The sequence below is a fragment of the Enterococcus sp. C102(2024) genome (assembly GCF_040888205.1).
Taxonomy (GTDB): domain Bacteria; phylum Bacillota; class Bacilli; order Lactobacillales; family Enterococcaceae; genus Enterococcus; species Enterococcus faecalis.
On record NZ_JBFOHH010000002.1, the window covers coordinates 247,829 to 271,760 of the forward strand.

A 23,932-nucleotide genomic window follows, 5' to 3' on the forward strand; every position below is an offset into this window, starting at 1 on the left:
TTTCCCCTTTACCAGTATCTTTGCCATGATGGTTTTGCTAAACGCATTAAGGCTTCCATGTAAAAATAATCGCCCCATAAGTTGGGTTCATCAATCCCTTTTCCTTCTGCATGTGCGTAAACACCATGGAGTAGCAGTCCTTCATTTTCGGAATCATTTTGCGTACGATAATATTCTCCTAATTGATAAATCATTCCTTTGGCAAGCTCTTTCGCTTGAGGAAAAGCCTGTAGTTTGTCTGCTTCCAATAAACCACATGCCGCAATTGCCAGTGCCGAGCTATCTTTGTCAGATGGCATTTGGTCATTAAAATCAAAATCCCAATAGGGAATTAAATCTGATGGCAAATGAGCTAGAAAAACCTCCACTATTTGTGGATAAATTTCCGGAAATCGTTGGGAATGGAGAAATGTTTCGTTTAGGGGAATCCCTAAAATTGCCCAACTTTGGCCTCGTGCCCAAATGGAAGTATCACTATGTCCTTGATGCGTAGCTCCATGTTTTGGTTTGCCTGTTTCTGGATCAAAATAATAGGTATGATAAGTTGTCGCATCGGATTTAATCACCGTTTTCATTAACGTATGATAGTGACGTGAGGCAATTTCCTCATAAACCCTATTTCCAGATAATTTAGTTGCTTCAAATAAAAGCGGTAAATTCATTAATGAGTCGATAATTAATCGATATTCTTTGGGATCACCATAATGGCCCCACGCTTGAATGAAGGAGCCATTTTCTTGGAATCGTGCTGACAATACTTCAGCGGCAGCTAGCACTTCTTGTTTACAGCGCTCATCACCGGTAATTTTATACCCAGCACCCGCCGATAGACTATATAAAAAACCAATGTCATGGTGGTCCAAAACAAAATGCTCCTCTAATCGTTGTTGAAAGCTGTCAATATTTTCCATTGCCAGTAAACGAAATTTTTCTTGGTGAGACCACTCATATGCCAACCAAAGCATGCCTGTCCAAAAGCCATTGGTCCAATCATCGTTAGCTTTGAGACGATATCGACCATTCGTAGCACAAGCTGAAGGAAACTGTGTTCCGAAACGCTGCATATTTTTAGCAATTTTTGAAACGCATTCATTTAATTGCGTTTGAATCCATTCATCTGTGACATTTTCTCCTAGAGAGATCAGTCTTTGTTTATTTTCTTGACTACACATCTCCACCACTCCTTAACTTGTTAACATATTAACTTATTGTATTATAACGTAAAAGAAAATAAAAAGCGACCTTTCTTGATTATTTCTCTTAAAAACAAGAGCGTGGGACAAAAATCACTTTGGATTTTTGCTCCACGCTCAAAAACTGATAAACGGCGGGAACAGAACCAACACTACGCGTTGCTCCGATCTCAACAACTTCTAAGAGCTAAAGCTCTAAGAGTTGAAGGTCCTTCGGAAATAAGCCGAAATTGTTGAGAATCACGAAGAACGTAGTGATTCGATGATGAACAATACCTACTTGGTCTCCAAAAATCAAAGAGAAATTTTCGGAAATTTCTTCTTATTTCTCAGAGCTAAACGGTTCTGTCCCGACCTCTTGTTATTTATTCCGACCGAATACTTCAATTTGGGTCAACGCTGGAAACGGAGAAGAGTCCAGCGCTTTTCGTAAGCATTTTAATGTCAAAGTTTGTGTTGTTTTCATTGGGAACTTTATTTCTTGAAAACAGGCGGTATTCGTTGTGGCAACTACTCGTTCCTCACCATCTGAAAAAGCTAAAGTGACTTCCTCCCAATAGCTATCATGTGGGTAGTCCGCCCGAAATAGCAAGCGGATCCAGTCCGTTTCTACAGGCCTGCCAAAGTCAATCGTTAACTGTGCCTCCTTTTGCTGGTTAATTCCCCAAGAAGCAAATGGATACGAGCCATGAGAAAGGTTACCAAACTTAGAATCAATCGCATTTTTCGCAAAGAAAACAGCATCGTCTCTCGTTTCAACGTTTGCATATGCATGAGGATAGGCTCCTGAATATTCTTTTTGGTCATGTGTATTCATAGAAAGATTTTGATAATTGTCTTTTTCAAACGTGTGCGCTTGTCGAACCATTATTTGGTGCCTTGCTGAACGAAAGGCCGTATCAACAAAAGCTTTTCGAGCAGATTCTTCTAATGGAATTTGATATTCCCAAACTTTTTCTTTTAGATAAATCAATGAAGGAGCCAAAGTTTCATCTAATTGAACCATCAAATAAGGGGTAGCCCCTGTATAAGTCACTACAATTTTATCGCCAACTTGATAAAGGTACTGTTTAATTACTAATACCGCTAACGTGTCTCCCTCCGCCATGAATGGCGCTTCTGGCTTCTCGTGATCGATTCGGCCAGTAATAATCTGATTGTCTTTATTTTTCAATTCGATTTTTATCATTTTTTATTCCTCCCTTGTCACACCACCTACCAAACAAATCAGGCGATGCGTTCCTATTGGTAGCTCTTTTTGCAAATAAGGTAAACTTGTTCTTGGGAAAAACAACGATGTATTGGGTTCAGGTTGAAGAATACCTGCGTGGTCATACCCTTCAATTGCAACTATTTGCGAACCCAATTCTCCTGAATCGACTCTAGCCCACTCTTTACCAAGTTCTTTTTCTGAAAATTTTCCAAGTAACGGTAGACTAAATCCTCCTTCGCGCACTTTTAATGGAACCGATGTCACTATTTCATGTACTCTAACATGCCATTCTCCAAAAGGATAAATGGTTGTTTCAATTTCTACTTCTTGAAAAGGTAGCCATTTATAATAAACTTGCTCCTCTGTTAAATAAAAATCATGAACTTTCCCTTTAACACGAAAATATTCACCATCACGAGAAACAGCCAATACGTTATCAAAAGCTCCCTCCTCATAACACGCGCCAGCTTTGGGAACGCTAAAACCAAAGCGGCTAGAATAGACAAATTTACTATATTTAGCCGCGGCATGCGCTTGATTTTCAAGCCATAGTCCTGCAGGATAGCCGAGGACATGCGTTTTCATTTTAGGATGGATTAATAACATGTTTCCCTTTTCTATCAAACGCTTTTCTTCTCGTTTTATCGCCAGCGGTTCAGCACGCCAAAACGGATGGTCTTGATCCACAGCGAGCAACAGAAATGTTTTAAAGGCCCAATACGGAGAGCCTGGTGCATTATAACCTTCTGCCATTATTAAATTTTCGTAATGATAGCCAATGGACAACCGACCATCATAAGTGAAAATAGCCTGTTGCATCCAACAGTGTAAATGTTTTGCTAACAGTGTTTTTATTTGTCCCCAAGGTAAAGCCTCTACTTCTGCAAATATCAAAGCTGCGAAAAATGCTCCTTGAGCAAACCGATACGTTTGACTACGTCCGTAAGGTAACGCTTCGCCCTCCTCATCAAAATAGTACAGATAGTCTTGCGCGAACATAACGGCTCGTTCTGTAAAACGTTTCGCACGAACAGGATCTCTTTCTCGCATAAATTTGACATAAATCAAACTATAATAATGAAAAGCAAACGAAATATAATAATCTCTTTGCGTAGTTTTACCATCCATATACCAACCATCACCTAAATACATGCGTTCAATCAACGCCAATTCTTCCTCTAGTTCCGCTTGGTTAATCACTTGTCCACATTCCTCGAGTGCCAAACGAATGAGCACTTTGAAAAAAGTCCAATTATTTTTAGGAATTTTACAACCAAGTGCTTTATTTAACCAAACCATGATATTTTCTTGCTGTTTCTCAGAAAAACAGGACCAAAAATATGTCTTATGAAGCAATAAAGTTAAAGATAATGCTGCTGCTTCCACAATATATTGATCATAATCAACAATATCGCCCCAATAGTCTGGGGATGACGGATCGGTACCTGCGATTAATTTTTCCACATAAGCATCTCTTAAAACATCATCTTTACAAGCAACCCAATACGGTCCAATTCCCCATAATGGTCGAATGAGCGCTTCCATTTCAGCATGTTGCTGATCATAGACAGCACCACTGGACCCAAAATTCACGCCAGGTTTTTCTGATGTTAAAATAGCCGTTTTTAAAGGTGTCATGATTGTTTCAAAAGCTTCCAAATATGCTTCTCTGGTCAAAAAAAGATTACTTTTTAACGATTCCATGCTTTTCGCCCCCATTAGTTTAATTCAAAGAATAACAAGGGCACTTATTTTTTTCAACTATCGTTTAATGAATAAAACGGCGTATTATGAGAGCAGCATTTCACCTTCCCCAAACTTAACATATTAATTTTTTCTTTATTTTTGTTGAACCTTGAGCTATTCACTTTATCCAACAAAACTTCCTTTATCAAAAATGAATAATAAATGAAAAATAAGCAGTCTAACGCAGGAAATTCTCATAATAAATATTTTAAAAAAAAGAGTCTATGACAAAAATCCAAAGAAATTTTTGTCATAGACTTAAAATATGAGAGAAAAGACATCAAAAGTAATGGTTTGATCAACATTCACAAGTTTTATGATGCTTTTCAAGATATCATTTTGATACAATTTTACGCCTTGCGGTTTACAATAAAAGAGTAAATTGCGATACAGATAATCGCTCCTAGCAACGCTGAGATAATTGGAAACCCGCCGATGACTGGTCCTAAAGAAGGCAACAAGAGTGATGCTACCCAACTTCCTAAAAAGCCCACGATAATATTTCCAATAATGCCACCTGGCACGTCTTTTCCTAAAATTGCGCCAGCAATTGCGCCAATAATTCCTCCGACAATTAATGCCCATAGAAAGCTAAACATTTGAAAAACCTACCTTTCATAGTTGATTTTTTTAGTTAATTTTCCTACTTTAAGGATAAAACAGAAAGCAGACTTTTTCAAAAGATAGGACTTTTCAGAAGTCAATTTATTCTTCTACATAAGCTAAACGATAGGATACTGTGCGACCAAAAGAAAATACTTGCAAACCTTGTAAGCGATCTGATTTCAAGTAACCAATGGCTCCTTGGAATAGTGGTAAAACACCGGCATCTTTTTCAATTAATGTTTTTTCTAAACTTAGTAATTCATTCCAGCGTTTTTCAGGTTCATTGGCGTAATCTTTTCTAACTTTTTGGAGACCCGCATCATACGCTGAATCGTTATAACCAGAAGTATTTAAGCCACTTTTTGAGTCATAAAATTCTAAAAAATTAATGGGATCAGCATAGTCAGGTGTCCATGTTCCAAAGGCTAAATCGTAATTACCTGCTGTTTGTAAATCCAAACGATTTTGCAAAGGCAGTGATTTTAATTTGATTGTTAAACCTGGTAAATTTTGTTGCAATTGCCCTTGAACAAATTCAATGGTTTTCTTGGCAATCGCTGAGTCCGCTGAGATTAGTTCCAATTCAATTTTATCTTTGCCCAACTCTTCTTTCGCTTTGGTCCAGTTAGCTTGGGCTTCTTTAATATTATATGGCAATAAATCACCATTTTCTTTACGGAAATCTTCACCTGTATCTGGATTTTTTGCAAAATTAGCTGGTACAAAACCATTTAAAGCTGTCGAGCCATCTCCTAAAATTTCTTTTGCAAAAGTTTCTTTGTCAATCGCTTGTAAAAAAGCTTTTCGAACATGTTCGTTGCCGGTAATTTCACGGCGATGATTGGGACTTAAATAACCCACCATGGCTTTAGGCACAAAATGCGCTTGTTTTGAGTCTTTATATTGCAGTGCATAAGTATCTGCTAAAACAGTGTAATCTAAATCGCCATTATCAAAAAGATTGGCTCCTGTGCCAATTTCTTTCACTACTTGAACATCAATTTCATTCAATTTGACGTGTTCTTTATCCCAATAATGATCATTCTTCTTCAATTTCCAGGTTTCTGAATTGCCATCCCAACCTGAAATTACAAACGGCCCATTGCCAACAAAATTATCTGCAGAAGTCCCATAGGCAGTGCCTTTTTCTTTGGCAAAGGCTTCATTTTTAGGCATAAAAGGTGTCCCCACCAAGACTTGGGCTAAATAAGGAATTGGATTTTCCAACGTTAGTTCTAGTGTCTGGTCATCGATTGCTTTGACACCAAATTCTTCCATCGTGGCTTGTCCTTCCCGCACCGCACGCCCATTTTTAAAAATATCCATTTGATTACTGCTACTTGAACCGTATGCTGGATCGACCACGTTTCTAAACGCAACTACAAAATCCCCTGCTTTAACTGGATCCCCGTTTGTCCATTTTGCCTCTCGTAACTTGAATGTATAGACTAACCCGTCTTCACTAACTTGTGGCTCTGCTTTCGCCATAGCTAGCTCAGGATCTCCGTTTTTATCTTGTCGATACAAGCCTTCAACTACTTGACCAATCATATCGGAACTATAGACATCAGTATAATGAGCGCTGTCTAATGTCGAGAGTTCACCACCAGATGCGACGTTAATTTTCTGTGTAGCTGTTTCATTCGAGGTCGTTTTCGAACCGCCACTTCCACATGCTGCTAAAACCAAGCCCAGTGCAACAAGTCCGATTAACCACTTTTTCTGTTTCATACCAAAACTCCTCCTTCTGTTCAAACAACTTACCTACATTTTACATGATTTTCCATACATTTGTCCTTTTTCAGCACTTACTTTTTGAAAGAAAAATATTTTTTTAAGAATAAGAGTTGACAGATATTTTTTCTGGTGGTACAGTATTGAAAAACAGAGAACAGAAGAGTAACTGTTTCCTTTAGTGAAGAGAGTCTTTGGTTGGTGGAAAAAGACGTAAAGAAACAGCGAACCACATCTGGGAGTTGACTTTTTGAATCCTTAGTAGGAAAGTCCGGGACCACTCGTTAACAGGCGAAGTTATGAACTTCATAAGGTTCGTGTTGCGAAACACGAATAAACTAAGGTGGAACCACGATAATTGATTATTCGTCCTTTGGCTAGTCAGCCAAAGGACTTTTTTGTTTTTTTAGATGCACTTTTCAATCTGAGAGAGTGCCTCAACTGCTCAAGTCTGTTGTCCTCTTTTCCATATGCTTAATGGGATAATCTAGAAAAGCAACAGGTTTTCTGTTCCGTTCGAACAATTTCATACTTACAAATCAAGGCTTAGGACATAGTAATTTAGCTCTTCCTTTACAGAGACTTTTTCATTGGCTGAAAGAAAAAGATGGATTCTTCTTTACTCACACCTAAAAGATGTTTTTCTGAATCCTTTAGTAAGAAAAACCGGTGACTCTATCGTTAACAGAGAGTAGTTGTCAACGCAACTACATAAGGCTTATTTTGTGAAAGATAAGTAAATTGAGGTGGCACCACGAATGCGATTCGTCCTCTTGGCTCACAGCCAAGAGGCTTTTTTGTTTTTTAATAAAAATTGTTGGAGGAAAAAATGATGGATTATATTTTAGAAATTTTACCTGCTTTAGTTAGCGGAGCTGGCATGACACTGAAAGTCTTTTTCTTTACACTCCTTGGCTCGATTCCACTGGGGATCATCATTGCCTTTATTTTACAAAGTTCGTTTAAACCTTTACGTTACTTAATTAACCTCTACATTTGGTTAATGCGCGGCACTCCGCTATTGTTACAATTAATTTTTGTTTTTTACGGCTTACCATTAATTGGTATTGTCTTTGAACGTTACGATGCAGCCTTATTCGCATTTATTTTAAATTATGCTGCGTACTTTGCTGAAATTTTTCGCGGGGGGATTCAAGCAATTCCCCAAGGTCAATATGAAGCTGCTAAGGTTTTACGTTTAACACGTTTTCAAACAGTCACGCGAATTATTTTGCCACAAGTTGTTAAAATCGTGCTGCCTTCCGTAGGAAATGAAATTATCAATTTGGTCAAGGATACTTCTCTTATTTATGTACTTGGCTTAGGCGATCTTTTACGTGCTGGTAAAATTGCGATGAGCCGCGATGTTACATTAGTGCCATTAGCTTTAGTGGGAGTGATTTATTTACTCTTTACGGCAATTTTGACTGTTGCTTCTAAGAAAATTGAAAAATTCTATCAATATTATAAATAGGAGGACTCTACCATGTTAACTATTAAAAATTTAACCAAACATTTTGATAACCGGACCATTATTGATCACTTAAATTTAGAAATTCCAGAGGGTAAAATTTTAACGATTGTTGGTCCTTCAGGCGGCGGAAAAACCACTTTACTTCGTTGTTTAGCTGGTTTAGAAACCATTGATTCTGGTGAGCTTTTGTTGGATGGTGTTCCTTTCAATCCTGCTGAAATGGACAATGCCGATCAAGTGGTTGGGGTCGTTTTCCAGGATTTCCAACTTTTCCCTCACTTATCAGTTTTAGAAAACATTACCTTAGCACCTACATTAGTACTAAAAGAAGAAAAAGCAAAAAGTCAGCAAGAAGCTTTAGAATTACTGGAAAAATTAGGCTTGGCTGGTAAAGAAAAACTCTATCCGTACCAACTTTCCGGTGGACAAAAACAACGAGTTGCACTTGCTCGTGCCTTAGCAATGAAGCCAAAAGTTCTTGGGTACGATGAACCAACGAGCGCGCTAGATCCAGCTTTACGCCAACAAGTGGAAGAAGTTATTTTAGATTTACGGAAACAAGGCATGACACAGATTGTCGTGACCCACGATATGGCTTTCGCTGAAAAAATTGCAGACAATCTTTTGACGGTTGCCCCCGTCCAATAGAAAGGAGTTTATGATGAAAAAGAAATATTCTTTAGCCTTGCTGGTTATCTGTTGTAGTTTACTCCTATTTGCAGGTTGTGGTAAAAGAAAAAGCAGCGAAGATCAATGGACACGGATTAACGAAGAAAAACGGATTATTATTGGCTTAGATGACTCCTTTGTGCCCATGGGTTTTCAAGATAAATCAGGCAAAATTGTCGGCTTTGATGTCGACTTAGCCAAAGCGGTTTTTAAACTTTATGGCATTTCCGTTGACTTCCAACCGATTGATTGGTCTATGAAAGAAACAGAATTACAAAATCAAACTATTGATCTTATTTGGAACGGCTACACTAAAACGAGCGAACGGGCCGAAAAAGTTCAATTCACACAACCCTACATGACGAACGACCAAGTACTTGTTTCTTTAAAAGAAAAAAACATTGCAACAGCGAGCGACATGCAAGGCAAAATTTTAGGGGTTCAAAATGGCTCTTCTGGCTATGATGGCTTCGAAAGTCAGCCGGACGTTTTGAAAAAATTTGTTAAAGACCAAACACCTATTTTATATGACGGGTTTAATGAAGCTTTCTTAGATTTAAAATCTGGCCGAATTGATGGGCTCCTAATTGATCGCGTCTACGCCAACTACTATCTTTCCCACGAAGATAATTTAAAAAACTATACTATTTCTCATGTCGGCTATGACAATGAAGATTTTGCTGTGGGCGTCCGCAAATCAGACAATCAATTAGTCCAAAAAATCAATACTGCCTTTGAAACGTTACGAAAAGATGGCACCCTTAGTAAAATTTCTCAAAAATGGTTTGGAGAGGACGTTACAAATCATTAAAAGTTGACCAATAAAAAATCCTGAAGCTCTCAAAATCGAGAGTTTCAGGATTTTTTTATCCAATTGTTTCTTCAAATTGTTGAGTGATTCGATACGTTTTCGGTTTCTTTCCTTGAACTTGAATATACGCTTGTTTTTCTAATGTTTCCGTTATTCGCTTAACTTTTCCGTAGGACCAGTTTTGATTTTCTTGAATCTCTTTAATCGACACACTTTCGGTGCCATTTCTAAACATATGTGCTTGAATTAATAAAAATAGAACACTACATTCATCTTCAGGTAACTCTGAATGTTTTAACCATTGCGTGGCTCTTTTCAACTGATTAGTCCATGTTCTCAGCTCTTCTAAAATTTCCGTTTGTCCTAATAAGATAAATTCATACATCGTCTGAACAAAAAGAGTTACTTCTCCTCTATTTCTTGGATTTGTGACTTCGGAAAAAGCTTTTTCATATTTTATCTTATTATGGATTACGGCATTGGAAACAGTCAATCCTGTCAGTGGATCCAATTTTCTAGAGAGATAGTTAGACATCAAAAAACGGCCCATTCGTCCATTCCCATCATAGAAGGGATGAATATACTCAAAATAGTAATGACTGATACAACATTTAAGTAAGCTTGGTAGTGCTGATTGATTCATAAAAAGGATAAGTTTTTCTAGATCAGCTATAATACTTTCTTCGTTGGAACTCCCCTGATGAACAACTTTGTCTTTATCACTGATATACACAACAGATTTCCTAAATAATAAACCATCTGGATAGTCTTCTTCTTGGATATCAGCTTTAAAGAGTTCATCATAGATTTCTCTAAATTGACCTAATGTTTCTATTTTTAGCATTTTATCAGTCACAATACCTTTATACATGTTTACAATGCCCTGAAATCTTTCAGTTGAATTAGCATTTAATTTGTGTAAAACTTTGCTAATATCTTTTCTTGAACTTTTAACCCCTTCAATTTCATTCGTACTTTGTATCTCTTCAATCAATTGATAAAAAAAGATATTTTTTTGTACAATTTTTGGTAATTTATGTATATATCTCATTATTTCTTGAGAATTTTTCATAATTTTTTCTTGTAATACGCTGTGTTGAAGTAAAGGAACGTAGAATAACTCATAGGTTTCTTTTGTTTTCCGTTCTTCTTTGTCAAAGGGGTGGATAAATAACTTAGTTTGTAAAGTAGAATCAAAATTTAAACGTTCTTGATATTTCTTTTCAAAAGAATCTCTATTTTTATAAAAATCTACTTTTAGTAATTTATATGTCATTATACCCCTCTTTTCTTATTCTAAATTACAAAAAAACGTTTTTTTGTAATTTAGAATACCTTTCACTTAAATTTAACATTCAAAATTACAAAATTCAACTATTTTATAATTTTAAATTTACATAGAAAATTTATCAAATTCTAACTTATGAAGAACTTTTATTTTTGCTACACTAGTAAAAGTCGAGAGAATTTGTCCTTTTTCTACCTAGAACAATCATTACTCTCAATAAATGAAAGGAGAAAAAAATGCCTACTAATAAAAAAGAAGGAATGCTTTTTACTACGTTAATGTGCTTTCTGATGGTTTTCGGAATGAGCACCTATAATTTATTATTGCATGGAGAATTTTCATTGTATGCCTTATCAAAAGGTTTGCTTCCTGGATTTATCGTTGCTTTTATTTTAGACGTTTTCATCGTTGGTGTCTTAGCTAAGAAAATCGCTTTTTCTTTACCCTTTAATAAAGAAAAACGGCTATTACTTATTCTGACCATTTCGAGTCTCATGATTATCGGCATGGTGACTTGTATGTCTTTATTTGGCTTATTAATGGAAAGCCAGACGTTGTCACTAAGTGCGTATTTCCAAGCTTGGGGCCTGAACTTTATTGTTGCCCTTCCTTATCAATTGCTGATTGTCGGTCCCTTTTCACGTATGATCTTAACCAATTACCAACAACGACAAACTTAGAAAATAGATTTCTTATCTAAGTTTTAACAGTTGCCTAAAAAAAAGTTAACCTTTTTGATTTATCTTAGTGATAGTTCATTGAAGGAGGAACTGAAGTTGAAAAAATATCGTATTAGCTTATTTCTTGGCTTGATTAGTCTTTTATTATTTATGACCTCTATTTTAGTTGGATCAACATTATCTAGCGATGGACTTTTAAAAGAACCCGCCTTTTTCTGTACGCCGCTTGGTTACTTTTTTCTCTTCATCGCCTTGCTTTCAGTTATAACAATCACATTTAAAGAACATATGAATCAAAAAGGTAAAACAAAACAACCTTAAAAAGAGCCGGACGTTTTGATACGTCCGGCTCTTTTTTTAATAAAAACATGTAAATTAATTTGCAACAATATTTACTAATTTATCTGGAACAGCAATCACTTTGCGCACTGTTTTTCCTTCAATAAATTCTTTAACAGCTTCATGGTTCATTGCAATTTGTTCTAATTCTTCTTTGCTTAACCCACGAGCGACATTTTGTTTGCCACGTAATTTTCCGTTCACTTGGAAAACTACTTCCACTTCATCTTCTACTAAGGCCGCTTCATCATAGGTTGGCCAAGGGACATAAGTTAAACTTTCCTCGTTACCTAAAATTTGCCATAGTTCTTCACCAATATGTGGCGCGATTGGCGCAAGTAATTGGACAAATCCTTCCACATATTCATAAGGTAAGGCATCCACTTTATTGGCTTCATTCACAAAAACCATTAATTGAGAAATCGCTGTATTAAAGTGCAAGTTTGCCATATCTTCTGTCACTTTTTTAACCGTTTGATGATAAACTTTCGTTAAACGGCCATCATTAATTGTGGTAATTCGGTCACGCATTTTGCCTTCTTCATCAACAATCAGACGCCAAACGCGATCTAAGAATTTACGACTTCCTTCTAATCCATTTTCATTCCAAGCAATGGAAGCATCTAATGGGCCCATAAACATTTCATAAAGACGTAATGTATCCGCACCATATTTAGCCACCACATCATCGGGATTTACAACATTGCCACGTGATTTAGACATTTTTTCGTTGTTTTCTCCTAAAATCATACCTTGGTTGTATAATTTTTGGAAAGGTTCTTTGGTAGGAACCACACCAATATCATATAAGAATTTATGCCAAAAACGAGCATAAAGTAAATGCAACACCGCATGTTCGGCACCACCAATATAGATATCAACTGGTAACCAACGTTTTAATTTTTCAAAATCAGCAATTTCATTTTTATTATGAGGATCAATGAATCGTAAGTAATACCAAGAGCTTCCAGCCCATTGTGGCATAGTATTCGTTTCACGTTTTCCCTTCATGCCAGTTTCAGGGTCGACGACATTGACCCATTCATCAATGTTTGCTAATGGCGATTCCCCAGTTCCACTTGGGCGAATATCCGATGTTACTGGTAAACGTAAAGGTAACTCAGATTCAGGAACCGTTGTGGTTGTTCCATCTTCCCAATGGATCACAGGAATTGGTTCACCCCAGTAGCGTTGACGAGAGAATAACCAGTCACGTAAACGATAAGATACTTCTTTTTTCCCTACGTGATTTTCTTCTAGCCACTCATTCATTTTAGCGATGGCTTCTGCTTTGTTTAATCCATTTAAGAAATCAGAATTGATATGCGGTCCATCCCCTGTATAGGCTTCTGTTGTAATGTCGCCACCTTCGATTACTGGTAGGATATCAATGCCAAATGTTTTCGCAAATTCGTAATCCCGTTCATCATGCGCTGGGACCGCCATGATTGCGCCTGTGCCATAGCTTGCTAAAACATAATCGCCAATCCAAATTGGAATTTCTTGGCCATTGACTGGATTTATAGCATACGCACCTGTGAAAACACCTGTTTTTTCTTTTGCTAAATCCGTTCTATTTAAATCAGATTTTTTTGAGGTTTCTTCAATATATGCTTCTACAGCTGCTGTTTGTTCAGGTGTCGTAATTTTTTTCACTAGTTCTAGTTCAGGAGCTAGAACAGTATAGGTTGCACCGAACAAGGTATCCGGACGGGTTGTAAACACCGTGAAACTTTCTTCTGTGCCAGCGACTTTAAAGGTCACATTGGCCCCTTCAGAACGTCCAATCCAATTTCGTTGCATATCTTTAATACTTTCTGGCCAATCAACAAGCTCTAGATCTTCTAATAAGCGATCTGCATAAGCAGTAATTTTCAGCATCCATTGACGCATTGGTCGGCGAACCACATCATAACCGCCACGTTCACTTTTTCCATCAATGACTTCTTCATTTGAAATAACAGTTCCTAGTTCAGGTACCCAGTTAACCGCAACTTCTGCTTCATAAGCTAACCCTTTTTCATATAATTTTGTAAATATCCATTGTGTCCATTTGTAATATTCAGGATCAGTGGTATTAATTTCGCGATTCCAATCATAGCTGAATCCTAGTGAATTAATTTGGCGACGGAATGTTTCGATATTTTTCTTAGTAAATTCAGCTGGGTCATTTCCTGTATCTAACGCATATTGCTCTGCTGGCAAACCAAACGCATCCCAGCCCATTGGATGCAACACATTATAGCCTTGCGCACGTTTCATACGTGAAAGAATATCGGTTGCTGTATAGCCTTCCGGGTGACCTACGTGTAAGCCTTGTCCAGATGGATAGGGAAACATATCTAGTGCATAAAATTTTTCTTTATTTGGGTCGTCCAATGTATTGAAACAATTGTTCTTAGCCCAATATTTTTGCCATTTCTTCTCAATCTCTTTGTGATTGTAGCTCATGTTATTCCTCCTAGTAATATAAAATTTTTCATTCTTACAATTTGCCACCTGCAGCCATTGTCACTATTCTGACTTAAACTAGCCACTTAGTGATAAAAAAAAAGTCCTATAGGAAAAATTCCTATAGGACGTGAACATACAAATGCAACGTGGTACCACCTAAATTCGTCAAAGAAACGGTCAGTCACCGTCACCTTAACCTCAAACGTCTTAACGATCGTCACCGACTTTTCCTACTTGGTTTGTTCAAAAAAGTAACTTAAAGGCGAGTTCAAAAGCTTCTGTACGTATTTCCACCAGCCATACGCTCTCTATCACATGGTTCTTTCTACTATTCCTTCTCATTGTTTTTTTCTATTATAAGACTCATGTTACCAAAGATAGCTATTTTTTTCAATCTTAAATTAACCAACTTTTAAAGTTTGACCAATATAAATTGTATCCCCGCTTAAGCCATTTAATTGTTTGATTTTTTGGATGCTGATTCCGTATTGCATTGATAAGCCCCAAAGTGAATCACCGCTTTTAACTGTATGGCGTTTGCCTGATGCACTATTTGTTGAAGAAGCATTGCCACCTGCAGAAGCGCCTTTTTTCACGATAATTGTTTGACCAGCAAAAATTAAATCGCCTTTGATCCCGTTCCATGAACGTAGATTAGCAACACTCACGCCAAACTGTGCAGAAATTTTATTCAACGTATCGCCTGATTTAATCGTGTAGGATGTTGTCGCACCGCCACCATTATTCGTAGGCTTGTTCGTATTCGTTGAACCTGAGTTGGCGCCTTTTTTCACGATAATCTTTTGACCAGCAAAAATCAAACTACCGCTGATGTTATTCCAGGCTTGTAAGTTAGCCACACTAACACCGAATTGTGCAGAAATTTTGTTCAAGGTATCCCCTGATTTAATCGTGTAGTACGTATTCGTTCCTGATTGATTATTGTTAGAGCCACCGTTGCCTGAGCCGCCGGTGTTACCTGAAGTACCTTTTTTCACAATAATTTTTTGACCAGCGAAGATTAAATCGCCAGAAATGCCATTCCATGAGCGTAAATTAGCAACACTCACGCCATATTGCGCGGCAATTTTGTTCAAGGTATCGCCTGATTTAATTGTGTAGTACGTATTCGTTCCTGATTGATTATTGTTTGAGCCACCAGTGTTACCTGAAGCACCTTTTTTCACGATGAGCTTTTGACCAACGAAAATTAAATCGCCAGAGATGCCATTCCATGAGCGTAAATTAGCAACGCTCACGCCATATTGCGCGGCAATCTTATTCAAGGTATCCCCTGATTTTACAGTATAGTACGTGTTCGTTCCTGATTGATTATTGTTAGAACCACCGCTGCCTGAGCCACCAGTGTTACCTGAAGCACCTTTTTTCACGATAAGTTTTTGACCAACGAAAATTAAATCGCCAGAGATGCCGTTCCATGAGCGTAAATTAGCAACGCTCACACCATATTGCGCGGCAATTTTATTCAAGGTATCCCCTGATTTTACAGTATAGTACGTGTTCGTTCCTGATTGATTGTTAGAGCCGCCTGTTCCTGGGTTAACTGTTCCGCCCCCAGTATTTCCACCAGAAGATGGTGTATCATATTGAGTTAAGTTATATGCGGTAATGACATTATTTAATTTAGCATTGTAGCTAGGATCTGTCGCATAACGACCTGTTAACCAAGCAGTTGCATCGCGGTACGAGCTTGTATTGCTTTTCCAAGCCCCAGCATAATAGTAAACGCCCGCTTGGAAAGAAGTTGTTTTTAGCACGTGCGCATTATCTTGGAATGATTCCATGTAAGAAGGATATTTACGGAAAGGTTCTTTTTTCACTAACCATTTGCCGTTTAAATATTCCCATGTATCCATATAGACAGATTGTCCATTGTAGCTGCCTTTAATCCCAAATAAGTTATAGTTTGGTGCCTTAGATAGCGTACTTGCCCCCCAACCACTTTCAACGATTGCTTGAGCCATCATCACTGATGCATATAAATCATTGGCTTGCGCAATAGGTTGTGCACAACGAGCTAACTCGGCAATAAATTCTGAAGGACTTTGCGTCGGTGATAACGCTGAAAAAGTTTGCGCAGAAGCTACTCTAGCTTCTGGTACTTTTACTTCATCATCGGGTGTAACCGCAGGCGCTGCTTCAGACTCGGTTGCTGAAGGAGCTACTGGCGTGATTTCTGCTACTGAAGAATCAGTCGTTCCTGATTCCACAGGTGTAGTTGAATCAACTGTTGGTTGCTCGGTACTTGGTGTTGTTGGTGTTTCTGTTGATGATTCAATTGTCGATTCAGTCGTTGTTGACGAATCCGTTGTCGGTTGTTCCGCAGTTCCTGGCGTAGTTTCTGTTGTTGGTGTCTCTACTAAGCCAGTTTCCGTAGTAGGTGCTTGGGCAACTTCCGCATTTGTTGGCTGCTCTTCTGTTGCCTCAGCAGTCACTGGTAGTAACGCAACGGGCGTTCCTACAGATGAAACAATTAACGCCGAGCTGAATAAAGTAGTGCTCTTCTTCCATTGTACTGGCGTTTTCTTTCTTTGTTGTGCTTTCCTTCTTTCGATACGTGACATTGATTCTTTCTTCATTGATACGTCCCCAACTTTCCTTTTTTAACTTATATGTAAATGTAATTTTTTAGTTTTGTTATTATAACAAGTATACCTTTTTTTCTGGCGAATTAAAAACACTTCAACAAAATTTCATATTACTGTAACTAGATTGTAAAGAAGTAATGTTTTTTAACATGGATTTACTCTCTTGTTACTACTCGGAAAAAAACTGCGACTTTAGTTGTAGATGCTTCTTTACCTTAGTCTGATTTTTTTAATTCCTCTTGTTATTCGCCCAAAAAGAAATTATAGTTTAAGATGAGAAATGAATCGTGTAGAAAGAGGGAGCGGAATGAATAAAGAACATTTTATTATTGAGCTGAAAATTTATTTAAAAGCGTTAAATCCAAAAGATCAAGCTATTATTCTTGCGAAATACAAGGCGTTATTTGATGCTCGTGTTGCGGAAGGCGAAACAGAAGAACAAGTGGCAAAATCATTGGGGAAACCACGGGTTATCGCAGAAGAAATTTTAAAAGAACAAGGCATTGAATTAACGGAACGAAAAATTGAAAATAATGGCTGGCAAGAAATTCCAGCGGCTACACCTGCTTATGATCATCCCTATGAAGAAGAATCTGAATTTTACTATGATAATGATTCTCCATACTATCAACGACCACAGCATCGGCCGCTAACCCGATTTTTCCAAGTGCTTGGTATTTTCTGTTTAAATTTTTTCTTCATGTTTTGGGTTATTTTAGGGATTGCCTTAATGTACGTCGGTTGTGGCATTGCCGGAGCTGCAACTTTATTTTCACCAATTTATGGTATTTATAGTGTTATTACCCAAGCAAATGCCGCTTCCTTTTTCCAATTATCTATGAGTCTCTTTTTATTTGGTGCATCAATCATTGGTTGGTTACTGTTTCTACCAATTTTAAAATTTTCAGCACATGTCTTTAAGCGTTATTTCCAATGGAACATTGCTGTTTTACGAGGTGATATCTAATGAAAAAAACAACAGGGATTCTCTTATCCATTGCTGTCTTAGCGATGCTAATTGGTGGATCTGGCGCCGTCTATTATTACAAGCAAGCGGAAAAATCAGTCACGCCGCTAAAAGAAAGTTATACACTAAAAAATAAACAAGCAGGCGAAGAACTTCACTTATCCTTAAAAGGCAAAGGCCCTTATACCATTTATAAAACTGATAGTAACAACATGGGATTACGATCACCGAATAATGCCTTTTATTCAAAAGCTGAAGGCACCTTAGATGTCAAAGAAGAAAAAAATAAAATAACAGCAACCATCAATACCACTCGTACACAAAACCAACCCGAGTTGTCATTTTTTAATATTGGCATTTTTAATGACCTCACACCGAACGTGAGTGTCCAGATTCCTAATAACGTGAAAAAGTTAGTGATTGATGGCTCAACCCATTCACAAGTTTCATTGAATGCTTTTAACGTAGACGAATTAACAACTAATCTACCAAATTCTTATGTTAGTCTATCGGGCGTTAAAGCCAAAAAAATGACGCTTAACTCTTCAGATGGTATCTACCTTTCAGCGGATACTTCCGCTAAAACAGCAACAGTTGAAACCACTGACGGCGATATAACGTTGGATTCAGCCTATTTCGATGAAATCAAAAATACGACTACTTCTGGTGATATTCGAGTGCAAAATGCTCGTGGAAACATCCAAGCAACAACGACAGATGGCGATATTAGCGTCTATGATTTCAAAGGAGAAGCTAACTTTTCAAGTGAAAATGGTGATTTTTCTTTAGACATGCCTGCTGTGCCTAAAAATTTAACTGTCGCTCTTGTCCATGGAGATATTTATGTAAATTCTGGAGAAATTTTGCGTAACATTTCAATCAAAGGTGAATCAAAATTAGGCGATGTTCAACTTTTAAACAAAGAGCGAACATCTTATAAGAATGGTCGTGCGGATACAGAGTTTAACCTTTCTAGCGAATTCGGCGATATTACCGTTGATACTCCTGATGATGATAATCAATAACCATGCACCATTTAAAAAAGTTCTGGCACCACAATGAGAGATTGTGGTGCCAGAACTTTTTTAATATCTGTATCCCCTCCAAATCAGGCAATGAAATTATCTTTTAATTTTTTACTCTTTTGATGGTATAATACGGATTGTTGCGATTAAATTTTGAAAGGATTTTTTATGAAAAACAAACTTTATTATCAATTTGCAGGTAGTTGTTTTCTTTTAGTATTTATGTTTTTAGGCTATGTTGTTCGTTTTTATCCAACCTGGCTCAAAGGCTTTGATCAGACGATTACTTCCTTTGTTCGTCGTCCTTTTCCACAGCTAAATAACTTTTTTATTTGGTACACCAAATTTGCCAATTCATTGACGATTATCATCTTAGCGATCGTTGTCATTGCTCTATTTATTGTTTGGAAATATTATGCTGAAGCATTATGGCTCTTTATTAATACTGCTTTAATTGCTGGCGTAGGTAATTCTTTATTAAAATTATTCTTTATGCGCCAACGTCCTACTTTGGAGCATTTAGTAACTGAACATACGTATAGTTTTCCTAGCGGACATGCTGTAGGAAGCACCTTGTTCTACGGCACTATTTTATTGATTCTGCCAATTTTCATTAAAAATAAAACGGTCCGCCTTTGTGTGCAAATTTTACTAGGTATTGGGATTTTCATGATTGGGGTTAGTCGAATCTATTTAGGTGTCCATTTCCCTAGCGATATCTTAGGTGGTTTTTGTCTTGGTTTAGCTTGGTTGTTATTAAGTTACCCTATTTATTTAGAAAAACGCTTTGTTTGGCGATTTCAAAGCAAACAACGCTAGAAAGAAGTCTTGATTATGCAAATTTTTCCTTATTCAGATGATCCAAATAAACGCTATCACACTTGGAACTATGCACTTCGTCAACAGTTTGGTGAAAAGATTTTTAAAGTGCCAATTGATGGTGGCTTTGATTGCCCCAATCGTGATGGGACGGTTGCCAAAGGTGGTTGTACGTTCTGTAGTGTTTCTGGCTCAGGCGACATGATTGTTGCACCTAGCGATCCCCTGCCGCTTCAATTTCAAAAAGAAATCCAATTGATGCATCAAAAATGGCCAACTGTCGATCAATACATTGTTTACTTCCAAAATTTCACCAATACACATGCGCCCGTTGACGTTATTCGTCATCGGTTTGAACAAGTAGTCAATGAAAAAGGCGTCGTTGGTTTATCCATTGGTACCCGTCCTGATTGTTTGCCTGATGAGGTGGTGAACTATTTAGCTGAATTAAACGAACGCTTTTATTTATGGGTAGAGTTGGGTTTGCAAACCACGTTTGAGGAAACTAGCGCTGCCATTAATCGCGCTCATGATTATCAAACATATCTAGATGGTGTGGCTAAATTACGGAAACACGGGATTCGGGTCTGTACACATTTAATTAACGGGCTACCTGGGGAAACACCTGCCATGATGCGCGAAAATGTGCGGCGAACTATTCAGGATTCAGATATCCAAGGGATTAAACTGCACTTACTTCATTTAATGACAAATACCAAAATGATGCGGGATTATAATGAAGGTCGCTTACAATTGATGAGCAAAGAAGCCTATGTTTCAGTGATTTGTGATCAGTTAGAAATGATTCCACCCGAAATTGTTATTCATCGCTTGACAGGCGATGCTCCCTTTGAAACAATTATCGGACCGATGTGGAGCTTGAAAAAATGGGAAGTCCTCAATGCGATTGATGCGGAAATGAAACGCCGCAACAGTTATCAAGGAAAATATACTGTCATTTCAGGAAAGGAAGTTTTCAATTAATGCTACAAACAGCCCTACATTTTAGTCACCAACTTTTAAAAGAAGTGGTGGAACCTGGCGACTTCGTCATTGATGCAACAATGGGAAATGGTCATGATACAGCATTCTTAGCAGAGCTGGTTGGCCCTTCTGGTGAAGTTTTCGCCTTTGATATCCAAAAAGAAGCGTTGATCAATACAGAACAAAAGTTAACAGAACTTAATTTACTCCCACAAACTACGTTATTTCCATTAGGACATGAACATCTTCATGCTGTCCTAGATGAAGAAACAGAAATCACTGCCGCTATTTTTAACTTAGGCTATTTACCTAAAAGTAATAAGGAAATTATTACAAAACCCACTACGACTAAACAGGCGTTAGATGGGTTACTGCCTCATTTGGTAAAAGGAAGTCGCATTATTTTAGTCGTTTATTATGGCCACGAAGGTGGTTCAGAGGAACTTGATTTGGTCACGAATTACACGCAAGCCTTACCGCAAGATGTTTACAGTGTCTTACGTTATGAGTTTATCAATCAAAAAAATCAGCCACCTGTTCTTTTCTGTATTGAAAAGAAATAAGAGAACATGGTCGGATTGTCTCCAGCAATCCGATCATGTTCTCTTTTATTTGTTTTGTTACTCTGTCAATTCACCATCACGAATACGAACCACTCGATCACAGTATTTCAACAAACGCTCATCATGTGTCACCATGATAATCCCTTTATCTTTCTCTTTGGCCTCTTTCGCTAGTAATTGGACAACATCAAATGCCTTTTCTGTATCTAAACTAGCCGTTGGTTCATCTGCCAAAATTACGTCTGGCTCATGATACAATGCACACGCAATGGCTACCCGTTGTCTTTCCCCACCAGAGAGATCACGAGGATAACTATTTCGTAATTCTTTTAAACCCAACGTCTCTAACAATTGCTCTTTTAATTCACTATTTTTACGTGACTTATCAACTTTTTCAATTAAGTGAAATTGATCTTCCACTGTTAAAAATGGCACCAAATTAGAGCTTTGCAAAATAAAGCCGATTTTTTGAAAACGTTGCGCCAAACGTTGCTTTTTCGTTAACTTATTTAGTGATTGCCCGCCAACAATGACTTCACCACTTGTCGGTGCCTGTAAACCAGCTGCAATCGTTAAAAAGGTACTTTTACCAGAACCAGAAGGACCAATTACTGCGACAAATTCACCTGGCTGAACCGCAAAAGATAATTCTTTTAACGCGATCACTTCTGTATGTTTTTCACCATATTTTTTATAAATATTTTTCATTTCTAAAACATTTGACATGTCTTTAACCTCCAATCGCGATTAACGGATCAATTTTAGCAATCGTTCGAATTGAAAACGCCCCGCCAATTAATGCAGATAAAATCAATAATACACTAAACAAAATCATGCGTGGTCCATTAGTTGCATAAGGCATCGCTTCTGGTAAAAAGAGCACGGTAATTCCCGTTAAAGCAAGACCAATCGCCACTCCTAGAACAGCCAATAAAGCGGTTTGTAGCATGACTGCCTTTGCTAAGAAACTAGTCGGCACCCCTTGAACTTTTAAGACACCGAACATTGCTGTTTTCTGTAAAGTCATCACAAAGATAAAAATACCGATAATGAACGCTGCAATCACAATCAAGAAATAAATCATGCCATCCAAGGTCAAGTTTTGAGCGCTGTATCCTGGCAGTTTTTCAATAAAATCTGAAATTGAAAGAACTTGGCTGTCTTTATTAGTCGTTTTAACTTCCGCGTTGTCCTTGCTGCGAACAATGAAACCATTAACCATTTTGGCCATTGCTGGATTGTCACCATATTTAATTGACCGCCAAGTATCCAGAGAAGTGTAAATAACTGGCACAATGTTATAGCTACTTTTAGAAATAAAGCCGACAATTTCTAATTGCTCATCATATTTCCCTGCAGTTAATTTGTCGCCAATTTTAAATCCTTGATTTTTCAATGTTTCTGAAGCAATCACTTGATTTTTATCAGTAAATACGTTTCCTTCAATCACTTTTGGCATTAAAAAACTTTCTTTTTCAATCCCAAATAAGCTAACATTCGTTAATTCAGCCTTTTTGTCATCTGCTGGGCGGATGGCTAAAGATTGTTGACCAATCAGTGCAATTTTGCCTCCTGAAATCGTTTCTTTCACGTTTTCATCTAACACTGATACATTTAAATTACTATTGGCCTCTTTTGATAAAACCACTTGATTCGCTTGCCATTGATCTACGGCTAAACGATTTCCTTGAGCTAAACCGTTCGCTAAACCTGACAAAATAAAAATTAACCAAGCAATCAAGACCATTACTAAGACTACAAGGACGTACCGTCCTTTTGAATACTTCATTTCATTAAATCCTAAAAACATGAATGGTTCACCTCTTTCTTCTTTTCGAAATAAACTATATCACTTATCAATCGATAAATCAATAATTATTTATCGATTGATAAGTGAATTTTACAAAAAAATAGAGAAGTCTGTTTTTCAACAGGGCTTCTCTATTTTTTATTTGTGACTTTTCAAAACGCCATGTAGCATAAATTGAATAAATTTTTTGACATCGTCATCCACTGTTTTTCGCTGGTACGTTTTTTCAATACTTAATAATGCACTAACGTTATATAAAATAAATCGAGTTGCATCATCTACACTGATGCCCTCTTGTAAGCAATTGGTTTCAGGTTCACTTTCAAAAATAGCCGCAATATTATTGATATAGGTTTTTTTGAAAATTTGATACAGCGTACGATTGTAATCAGGGCCCATTTCTTGAAACATATCGTTCAACATTAAGAAAAGATTGGTCGGATGTTCATCTAACAAAACTTTGATTAATTGATAAAGTTTTTCTTCTACTGATGCATTTCCAGAAACAATTGGGACTAATTCTTCCTGAACACGGGACGTTAATTCTTCAATCACAGCTAAATACAGTTCTTTTTTATTTTTAAAATGGTGATAGAGATTCGGTTGGGTAATGTTCGCTTTTAAAGCAATTTCACGAGTGGAGGTATTTTTGAACCCCTTTGTCATGAATAATTCAGAAGCGACAGACAAAATAATTTGCCGTGTACGTTCTAAATCAGCTTTGCGTTTATTTGGCTTTTCCATGGTTTTCTCGCCCCCTGCTGCTTTTTATTTTAGCATATTCTCCGACAAGAAACGAGAGACCTTTATACAAAAAACGAAAAATATACAATCAATGTGCCTACTATTTGGAGAAGAATCGCGCAATAATACCACCACTGCAGTCCAGATAAAAAACTATTAGCCAACAACCAAAAAAGCAGCGCCGATTTTATCCATCGATTCTCT

At 37.3% G+C, this 23,932-nt stretch carries 21 protein-coding genes and 3 other annotated features; of the genes, 10 read left to right on the forward strand and 11 right to left on the reverse strand.

Features of this window, described 5'->3' with window-relative positions:
• Window positions 1-8: 8 nt before the first annotated feature.
• The 5 genes from AB3I34_RS05825 to AB3I34_RS05845 all read right to left on the reverse strand — a co-directional run bounded on the left by AB3I34_RS05825 (window position 9) and on the right by AB3I34_RS05845 (window position 6,489).
• Window positions 9-1,172, reverse strand: coding sequence for a glycoside hydrolase family 88 protein (locus tag AB3I34_RS05825; RefSeq protein WP_010712051.1), 1,164 nt, complete (start codon window positions 1,170-1,172; stop codon window positions 9-11).
• A 382-nt stretch (window positions 1,173-1,554) separates the two neighbouring features.
• Complete coding sequence (locus tag AB3I34_RS05830; RefSeq protein WP_010712050.1) at window positions 1,555-2,382, reverse strand: hypothetical protein; 828 nt, start codon at window positions 2,380-2,382, stop codon at window positions 1,555-1,557.
• Between the two features lie 3 nt (window positions 2,383-2,385).
• Complete coding sequence (locus AB3I34_RS05835) at window positions 2,386-4,125, reverse strand: DUF2264 domain-containing protein (protein ID WP_162784125.1); 1,740 nt, start codon at window positions 4,123-4,125, stop codon at window positions 2,386-2,388.
• A 377-nt stretch (window positions 4,126-4,502) separates the two neighbouring features.
• Window positions 4,503-4,751, reverse strand: a complete 249-nt coding sequence (locus AB3I34_RS05840) for a GlsB/YeaQ/YmgE family stress response membrane protein (protein ID WP_002355684.1) — start codon at window positions 4,749-4,751, stop codon at window positions 4,503-4,505.
• Between the two features lie 106 nt (window positions 4,752-4,857).
• On the reverse strand, window positions 4,858-6,489 hold the full coding sequence (locus tag AB3I34_RS05845) for a peptide ABC transporter substrate-binding protein (protein WP_010712048.1): 1,632 nt from the start codon (window positions 6,487-6,489) through the stop codon (window positions 4,858-4,860).
• Between the two features lie 147 nt (window positions 6,490-6,636).
• Window positions 6,637-6,869: a binding site (T-box leader), on the forward strand.
• Window positions 6,870-7,025: 156 nt separating this feature from the next.
• Window positions 7,026-7,268, forward strand: a binding site (T-box leader).
• A 53-nt stretch (window positions 7,269-7,321) separates the two neighbouring features.
• Here AB3I34_RS05845 and AB3I34_RS05850 point away from each other — a divergent pair.
• From AB3I34_RS05850 to AB3I34_RS05860, 3 genes are read left to right on the forward strand one after another with little or no spacing between them, the layout of a single operon-like run.
• Window positions 7,322-7,966: an amino acid ABC transporter permease gene (locus AB3I34_RS05850; RefSeq protein ID WP_002383057.1), complete on the forward strand. Its 645-nt coding sequence runs from the start codon at window positions 7,322-7,324 to the stop codon at window positions 7,964-7,966.
• A 12-nt stretch (window positions 7,967-7,978) separates the two neighbouring features.
• Window positions 7,979-8,614 (forward strand): amino acid ABC transporter ATP-binding protein, encoded by a 636-nt coding sequence (locus tag AB3I34_RS05855; protein ID WP_002355681.1) that lies wholly within the window; start codon window positions 7,979-7,981, stop codon window positions 8,612-8,614.
• Window positions 8,615-8,624: 10 nt separating this feature from the next.
• A complete protein-coding gene (locus AB3I34_RS05860) occupies window positions 8,625-9,446 on the forward strand; it encodes an amino acid ABC transporter substrate-binding protein (RefSeq protein ID WP_025189313.1) in 822 nt (273 codons plus the stop codon).
• A gap of 55 nt (window positions 9,447-9,501) precedes the next feature.
• Here AB3I34_RS05860 and AB3I34_RS05865 read toward each other — a convergent pair whose 3' ends face one another.
• On the reverse strand, window positions 9,502-10,722 hold the full coding sequence (locus AB3I34_RS05865; RefSeq protein WP_010712045.1) for a Fic family protein: 1,221 nt from the start codon (window positions 10,720-10,722) through the stop codon (window positions 9,502-9,504).
• A gap of 248 nt (window positions 10,723-10,970) precedes the next feature.
• Between AB3I34_RS05865 and AB3I34_RS05870 the strand changes: the two genes are divergently transcribed.
• Together AB3I34_RS05870 and AB3I34_RS05875 are read left to right on the forward strand one after the other, a co-directional pair.
• The gene (locus tag AB3I34_RS05870; protein ID WP_002368077.1) at window positions 10,971-11,414 is read left to right on the forward strand and encodes a hypothetical protein; all 444 of its coding nucleotides are present in this window, start codon (window positions 10,971-10,973) and stop codon (window positions 11,412-11,414) included.
• A 96-nt stretch (window positions 11,415-11,510) separates the two neighbouring features.
• The gene (locus AB3I34_RS05875) at window positions 11,511-11,735 is read left to right on the forward strand and encodes a DUF3955 domain-containing protein (protein WP_010712044.1); all 225 of its coding nucleotides are present in this window, start codon (window positions 11,511-11,513) and stop codon (window positions 11,733-11,735) included.
• A gap of 54 nt (window positions 11,736-11,789) precedes the next feature.
• On the opposite strand, the gene leuS is transcribed toward AB3I34_RS05875, so the two are convergent.
• Both leuS and AB3I34_RS05885 read right to left on the reverse strand, forming a co-directional pair.
• Entirely contained in the window at window positions 11,790-14,204 is a 2,415-nt protein-coding gene (gene leuS, locus AB3I34_RS05880; RefSeq protein WP_010712043.1) for a leucine--tRNA ligase, read from the reverse strand.
• A 121-nt stretch (window positions 14,205-14,325) separates the two neighbouring features.
• Window positions 14,326-14,558: a binding site (T-box leader), on the reverse strand.
• A 50-nt stretch (window positions 14,559-14,608) separates the two neighbouring features.
• On the reverse strand, window positions 14,609-16,807 hold the full coding sequence (locus AB3I34_RS05885) for an autolysin (protein ID WP_002376015.1): 2,199 nt from the start codon (window positions 16,805-16,807) through the stop codon (window positions 14,609-14,611).
• Between the two features lie 289 nt (window positions 16,808-17,096).
• Between AB3I34_RS05885 and AB3I34_RS05890 the strand changes: the two genes are divergently transcribed.
• From AB3I34_RS05890 to AB3I34_RS05910, 5 genes are all read left to right on the forward strand, one after another.
• A complete protein-coding gene (locus AB3I34_RS05890; protein ID WP_002361297.1) occupies window positions 17,097-17,783 on the forward strand; it encodes a DUF1700 domain-containing protein in 687 nt (228 codons plus the stop codon).
• The gene (locus AB3I34_RS05895; RefSeq protein WP_262231408.1) at window positions 17,783-18,808 is read left to right on the forward strand and encodes a DUF4097 domain-containing protein; all 1,026 of its coding nucleotides are present in this window, start codon (window positions 17,783-17,785) and stop codon (window positions 18,806-18,808) included. The genes AB3I34_RS05890 and AB3I34_RS05895 overlap by 1 nt, the downstream gene beginning before the upstream one ends.
• Window positions 18,809-18,976: 168 nt before the next feature.
• Window positions 18,977-19,627 carry a phosphatase PAP2 family protein gene (locus AB3I34_RS05900; RefSeq protein ID WP_002355669.1) on the forward strand — a complete coding sequence of 217 codons (651 nt, stop codon included), beginning with the start codon at window positions 18,977-18,979 and terminating at the stop codon, window positions 19,625-19,627.
• Between the two features lie 15 nt (window positions 19,628-19,642).
• Entirely contained in the window at window positions 19,643-20,611 is a 969-nt protein-coding gene (locus AB3I34_RS05905) for a TIGR01212 family radical SAM protein (RefSeq protein ID WP_002355668.1), read from the forward strand.
• Window positions 20,611-21,174: a class I SAM-dependent methyltransferase gene (locus tag AB3I34_RS05910; protein WP_002368069.1), complete on the forward strand. Its 564-nt coding sequence runs from the start codon at window positions 20,611-20,613 to the stop codon at window positions 21,172-21,174. The genes AB3I34_RS05905 and AB3I34_RS05910 overlap by 1 nt, the downstream gene beginning before the upstream one ends.
• Before the next feature lie 57 nt (window positions 21,175-21,231).
• On the opposite strand, the gene AB3I34_RS05915 is transcribed toward AB3I34_RS05910, so the two are convergent.
• From AB3I34_RS05915 to AB3I34_RS05925, 3 genes are all read right to left on the reverse strand, one after another.
• The gene (locus tag AB3I34_RS05915; RefSeq protein WP_010712042.1) at window positions 21,232-21,900 is read right to left on the reverse strand and encodes an ABC transporter ATP-binding protein; all 669 of its coding nucleotides are present in this window, start codon (window positions 21,898-21,900) and stop codon (window positions 21,232-21,234) included.
• 4 nt (window positions 21,901-21,904) lie between these two features.
• Entirely contained in the window at window positions 21,905-22,984 is a 1,080-nt protein-coding gene (locus tag AB3I34_RS05920) for an ABC transporter permease (protein WP_010712041.1), read from the reverse strand.
• 138 nt (window positions 22,985-23,122) lie between these two features.
• Complete coding sequence (locus tag AB3I34_RS05925; RefSeq protein ID WP_002355664.1) at window positions 23,123-23,728, reverse strand: TetR/AcrR family transcriptional regulator; 606 nt, start codon at window positions 23,726-23,728, stop codon at window positions 23,123-23,125.
• Window positions 23,729-23,932: the final 204 nt, after the last annotated feature.